Source organism: Allosphingosinicella sp. (assembly GCF_036387215.1).
In the GTDB taxonomy this organism is placed as follows: domain Bacteria; phylum Pseudomonadota; class Alphaproteobacteria; order Sphingomonadales; family Sphingomonadaceae; genus Allosphingosinicella.
Genome location: NZ_DASVUE010000320.1, coordinates 1 through 5316 on the forward strand (window position 1 = coordinate 1; position 5316 = coordinate 5316).

A 5316-nucleotide genomic window follows, 5' to 3' on the forward strand; every position below is an offset into this window, starting at 1 on the left:
ACGCATCCCGCCGGACTATCGCAGGGGCTGAATCGGGCACCTGGCGGGCTTTAAGGGCCGCTGCGAGGGGAAAAATCAGACCTCCGTCAGGTCCATCAGCAATTCATCAGCGCGGCGTTGTCGCCCCACGCGTCCGCCTCGTCCAACCTTCCCGGGCCATCAGCCTAGGAGGTTCAGATGATCGACAAATATGCGGTTTCGGCCGTCATCCTGGCAGCCGCTCTCGCGGGGGTGTCGCCCCTTTCCGCGCAGAGCTTCGAATTCAACGGGACGCGGGAGAATGTCTCGCCGGCGACGCCCCCGGGCGGCCGTTGCGTGCCGCAATATGCCAACACGGTGAACGTCGCACCGGGCAACATATCCTCGACCGGGACGTCAAACCTCGGCACCTTCACGTCGACCCAGAGCTTCTGCGTGACGGGGCAGCCGCCGACGCCGCTCGCCGACGGGCGGTTCACCTACACGTTTCGCGCCGGCGACACGATCTTCGGCACCTATTCGGGCAATGCCGCCGCCACCTCGACGCCCGGCACCTTCGCCGCGGTCGAGAACCTGGTCATCGCCGGCGGCACCGGCCGCTTCACGGGAGCGAGCGGGACCCTGACCTCCAGCGGCCCGCTGCGTCTCGGCACGGTGTCCGGCGCCCCGGTCAGCATTTTCCAGGGCTCGATCATTGGGAGCCTGCAAGCATCGCAGAATGTCGAAGGGGAGTTCGGAACCGCGCTTGGCGGACCCGCGGCCGCAACGGGTCTATACTCCACTTCGATCGGCGCCTTCTCGACCGCAACGGCGGAGCGCGGCGTTGCCGTCGGCTCGTTTGCGGAGTCGACGGGCGTGGGCGCGGTTGCGCTTGGTGACGTCAGCCTGGCGACCGGGCCGGCGGCGATGGCTCTGGGGCAAGGTGCCCAGGCGACCGCGCCGGCGGCTTCGGCGGTCGGCCACAACACGGTCGCAAGCGGCATCGGTTCGCTCGCCGCCGGCGTGCGGGCGCAGGCCAGCGGGCTGAACGCAACGGCCTTGGGATCCACCGCATCGGCAACCTTCGCCGGCTCGACCGCGGTCGGGCAGCGTGCGGCAACCACAGCTGCAAACCAGGTCGCGCTGGGGGCGACCGGAAGCTCGGTGCGGGTGGGCGACATCGCCGCGAGCACCGCCGCTCAAACCGGCACCGTGAGCGTGGCTACGGTGGATGCGAACGGAACGCTCGGCAGCAACGGCACGATCATCCCGGCCATCGCCGCGCTCCAAGCCTCGTCGGGGACGCAGACGACCCAGATCGCGGCGCTGCAGGCGGCGGGAAGCGCAATGCAGGCCCAGCTCGGCGAATTGTTCAACCTCGCCGACGTCAACCGGAAAGGCATCCAGCGCGCCAACGAAGGCGTGGCGATGGCGCTTGCGATGGACAGCCCGAGCCTTTCGCCGGGCTCCAGCTTCGCGCTGTCGGGCGGGGTTGGGATGTTCGGCAGCCGGATGGCGGGCACCGCCGCCTTTTCCGCGCGTGTCGGCGCGACGACGGCTTTCTCGGCCGGCGTCGGCGTCGGCTTCAACAGCGGCAAGGTCGGAGCGCGGGCAGGCTTCCAGACCGAGTGGTGATCCCCTCTTTTCAAGCAGGAGACTTCAGATGAGACAGCAATTTGTGATTGGAACCCTGGCTGCGGCTGCAATGCTCACCGCGCCCGCGGGGGCTCAGACCCGAAGCCGCGCCTGGCTGTACGGCGGCACGATCGAGACGGTGACCGGCCGCTTGAGCCTGAGCGGGATCGACCTTTCCAGCCCTGACGGCAGTGCACTCGCCCGAAGCCTCACCCGGCGCGAGGCCCGGAGGCTCTGCGAAGGAGACGGCGACAGTCCGCTTGGCGTTACGCTCAACGCGGAGGCTTGCCGCCGGGCGGCCGTGCTCCAGGCGGAAAAGGAGATCGAGCGGATGGCCCGATCGGCACCTGCGCGCGAGATCGCCGCCCGCTGAGGCTCAGGCGAGCGCCTTCGCGCGCTCGCCGATCGCGGCGAGGTCTTCGACGAAGCGGGCATATTCCTGCTCGCGGTTGTCGCGGACGCGAAGGAGGAAGCTTGGGTGGACGGTGACCCAGGCTTCGCCGCCGTCCGGCACCGCGTGCGCCCGCCCGCGCATCGATCCGATCGTGACCGCCTTGCCGAAGAGGGAGCGGGCTGCGGTGGCGCCGAGGGCGACGGTGATCGGAGGGCGGATCAGGATCCGCTCCTGCTCGATCCACCAGCGGCAGGCCTCGATCTCCGGCCCTTCGGGCTTCGAGTGAATCCGGCGCTTGCCGCGGCGCTCGAACTTGAAATGCTTGACCGCGTTGGTGACGTAAGTTGACACACGGTTCACACCAGCGTCAGCCAGGGCGCGGTCGAAAAGCTGCCCCGCGGGGCCGACGAAGGGCCTGCCGGCAAGATCCTCCTGGTCGCCCGGCTGCTCGCCGACGAACATGATCCGCGCATCGAGAGGACCTTCGCCGAAGACGGTCTGGGTGCCGCATTTGTAGAGGTGGCAGCGGGTGCAGCCCATCGCCTCGGCCCGCACCGCCTCCCACGCCGCCAGCGCGTTGTCGCCGATTTGTCCCCTGGAGGTCTCCACCATCCGCGCCTCGCGCGCCTGAGCGCCTTGAATGAGCTCCCCCACCAACGCCGTCTCAGGCATGTTTTTCCAATATTTCTTCGGCATCTCCTTGGTCATGGCTTTGACCTTGAGGCGCGCCGGGTTGAAGATCGAGGAATAATAGGTCTTCCACGTCTCCTCGACTGGATCGCCGTCAGGGGCATCGGCGCGCACAGCGGCCGGGCTTTCGGTTAGCGTCTCCCCGTCCCAGTGGATCGACAGCTCCGGCGTCAGGATCGACCAGTTCATGCTGGCGAAGCGCCGTACGAAGAAGCCGGCGTTGGAGCGGACGATATGATGCTCGGGCTCGAACCAGGCGACGTAGCGGACGGTCCCCTCCGCCTCCACCTCGCGGAAGCGGACGAAGGCGTGCATCTTGTGCATGTCGCGCCGAACCTCCTTCGCCATCCGCTGGAGGCGCTGGACGAGCGGATCGGCGGCGTCCTCCATCGCCCGCGGCTGCTCGCGGATCCGGAGGAGCAAGGCGTAGAGCAGGGAGAAGCGCTCGGGGTCGTTGTGGCAGATGACGGAGCGGGCGAGATCGACGAACGGGCGCGGCACCGAAAAGGCTGGTCCGTCGGCCGGGGGAGGGGCAGCGGCGCCGGCGCCGAACAGGTCGGCCACGCCGTCTCCAACCTGCCAGCTTATTTCCGAAGCGGGCGTTCCGAGCAAAGCGAGGGAGCGGGCTGCGTCGCGCCAGCCTTCGAAATCGTCTTCATGAGCGAGCGTGACGGCGCGCATGGCCACTCAAGCGGCGAACAGCTCCAGCTGTTCCGTTTTCGGCTTCAGCCGCTGGCGGAGATCGGCCCGGTCAGTGAGGAGGGTGGGGCGCCAGCCTTCCGCGGTGATGAACGGGCGCACCTTCGCCACCGAGACGGTGAGGCGGGCGACGTCGTCCAGCCCGAGCCGACGCCAGCGGCGGGAGGCGAGGATTCGAGTGACGGCCTTTACGCCGAGCCCCGGGATGCGGAGCAGCATCTCCTTGGGCGCACGATTGATATCGACCGGGAAATGCTCGCGGAACTTGAGCGCCCAGGCAAGCTTCGGATCGATGTCGAGCGGGAGCATCCCGGTTTCGTCCGCGGCCTCCACCACCTCAGCCGGCTTGAACCCGTAGAAGCGCATCAGCCAGTCCGACTGGTAGAGCCGGTGCTCGCGCATCAAAGGCGGCCGCTGGAGCGGGAGCACGGCGCTTGCGTCCGGAATGGGCGAGAAGGCCGAATAATAGACGCGGCGGAGCGCGAACCGGTCGTAGAGCAGGCTCGCCTTCTGGATGATCTCGCCATCGTTCGCGCTGTCGGCGCCGACGATCATCTGCGTCGATTGGCCCGCGGGCGCATAGCTGGGGGCGGACTTGAAGCGCTGCTTGGCATCCTTACCCTCCTCGATCGCGCCCTTCATGCCCTTCATCGCGCCTTCAATCCGGGCGCCGTCCTTCTCCGGCGCAAGCCGCTTCAGGCCCCGCTCCGTCGGAAGCTCGACGTTGATCGAGACGCGGTCGGCGTAGAGCCCCGCCTTGTGGACCAGCTCCGGATCGGCGTCCGGAATGGTCTTGAGGTGGATGTATCCGCGGAAATCATAATCCTCCCGAAGCGACCGGGCCACCTCGACGATCTGCTCCATCGTGTAGTTGGACGAGCGGATGATGCCGGAGGAGAGGAACAGCCCTTCGATATAGTTGCGCTTGTAGAAAGCGAGCGTGAGCCGGACGACCTCCTCGGCCGTGAAGCGCGCGCGGCGCACGTTCGAGCTCTTGCGGTTGATGCAATAATGGCAGTCGAAGATGCAGCTGTTGGTGAGCAGGATCTTCAAAAGCGAGATGCAGCGCCCGTCGGGGGCATAGGCATGGCAGATGCCCATGCCCTCGGTCGAGCCGATGCCCTTGCCGCCGGAGCTGTCGCGTTTCGCCGTGCCGGAGGAGGCGCAGGAGGCATCATATTTGGCGGCGTCGGCAAGGATCGCCAGCTTCTCGCGGGTGTCGAGCTGGGCCATGCGTTCTATTTATGTTCGCATGCCGCCGCTGTCCAGATGGCCGAAATGAGGTAAGGCGATGGGGGAGCAGCTATTCTCCCGCCACGGCCGCGGGAGCGGCGCTGCTCCTCACCAGCCTTTCGAGCTCCGTCACGTGCGCCGAGAAGGCCTTGTGCCCCACCGGCGTGAGCGAAACCCAGGTCCTGACGCGCCCGGCACTCGCCGCTTTGTGCAGGCTGATAAAGCCTGCCTCCTCAAGCTGCTTCAAATGCTTGGAAAGGACCGAATCGCTGACCTCGATCGCATCGCGAAGCAAGCCGAACTCGACCTTGTCCGCCGAAGCAAGGATCGCGCAGGCCTGAAGCCTGATCGGAGCATGGATGATGGGATCGAACCCCGCGGCGCTCACCGGCCGCTCCGCATCTCGGCGTCGTACGCCTTCACCCAGAGCCAATCGAGGAAGGTGACGGCGATGAAGGCGATCAGCGCCCCCTGCAGCGGCGTGAACAGCGCGAAGGTGGGCATCATCTTCTCGTTCGAGGCAAGCACGAGCCCGATGATCACGATCAGCATCAAGGCAGCGACCCACAGGGTGCGGCCATAGCGAAAGCCGTTGATCCACCGGCTGGTGGCTTGCATCTGCCAGCGGTTCATGGCCCAGGTGCCGGCGAGGAAGGCCAACAGGCCGATCCCGAACCACCAGCGCGGCAGGCTGGAAAGCAACACCA

General features: G+C 67.0%; 6 protein-coding genes. 2 read left to right on the forward strand and 4 right to left on the reverse strand.

Annotated features, from left to right (window positions below):
* The first annotated feature begins 177 nt into the window (after positions 1–177).
* Positions 178–1593 (forward strand): hypothetical protein, encoded by a 1416-nt coding sequence (locus VF662_RS12990; protein ID WP_464141918.1) that lies wholly within the window; start codon positions 178–180, stop codon positions 1591–1593.
* Between the two features lie 28 nt (positions 1594–1621).
* On the forward strand, positions 1622–1966 hold the full coding sequence (locus VF662_RS12995) for a UrcA family protein (protein ID WP_464141921.1): 345 nt from the start codon (positions 1622–1624) through the stop codon (positions 1964–1966).
* Positions 1967–1969: 3 nt separating this feature from the next.
* On the opposite strand, the gene VF662_RS13000 is transcribed toward VF662_RS12995, so the two are convergent.
* The 4 genes from VF662_RS13000 to VF662_RS13015 all read right to left on the reverse strand — a co-directional run.
* A complete protein-coding gene (locus VF662_RS13000) occupies positions 1970–3358 on the reverse strand; it encodes a UdgX family uracil-DNA binding protein (protein ID WP_464141924.1) in 1389 nt (462 codons plus the stop codon).
* Positions 3359–3364: 6 nt separating this feature from the next.
* A complete protein-coding gene (locus VF662_RS13005) occupies positions 3365–4609 on the reverse strand; it encodes a putative DNA modification/repair radical SAM protein (protein ID WP_464141927.1) in 1245 nt (414 codons plus the stop codon).
* A gap of 70 nt (positions 4610–4679) precedes the next feature.
* A complete protein-coding gene (locus VF662_RS13010; protein WP_464141930.1) occupies positions 4680–4997 on the reverse strand; it encodes a transcriptional regulator in 318 nt (105 codons plus the stop codon).
* Positions 4994–5316 (reverse strand): hypothetical protein (locus tag VF662_RS13015; RefSeq protein ID WP_464141933.1); only part of this gene is annotated, 323 nt, incomplete at its 5' end. The genes VF662_RS13015 and VF662_RS13010, both read right to left, overlap by 4 nt.

What these genes read in the sequence shown, in the direction of transcription:
- VF662_RS12990 (WP_464141918.1), top strand. Translation starts at nt 178, where the DNA reads ATGATCGACAAATATGCGGTTTCGGCCGTCATCCTGGCAGCCGCTCTC.
- VF662_RS12995 (WP_464141921.1), top strand. Translation starts at nt 1,622, where the DNA reads ATGAGACAGCAATTTGTGATTGGAACCCTGGCTGCGGCTGCAATGCTC.
- VF662_RS13000 (WP_464141924.1), bottom strand. Translation starts at nt 3,358, where the DNA reads ATGCGCGCCGTCACGCTCGCTCATGAAGACGATTTCGAAGGCTGGCGC.
- VF662_RS13005 (WP_464141927.1), bottom strand. Translation starts at nt 4,609, where the DNA reads ATGGCCCAGCTCGACACCCGCGAGAAGCTGGCGATCCTTGCCGACGCC.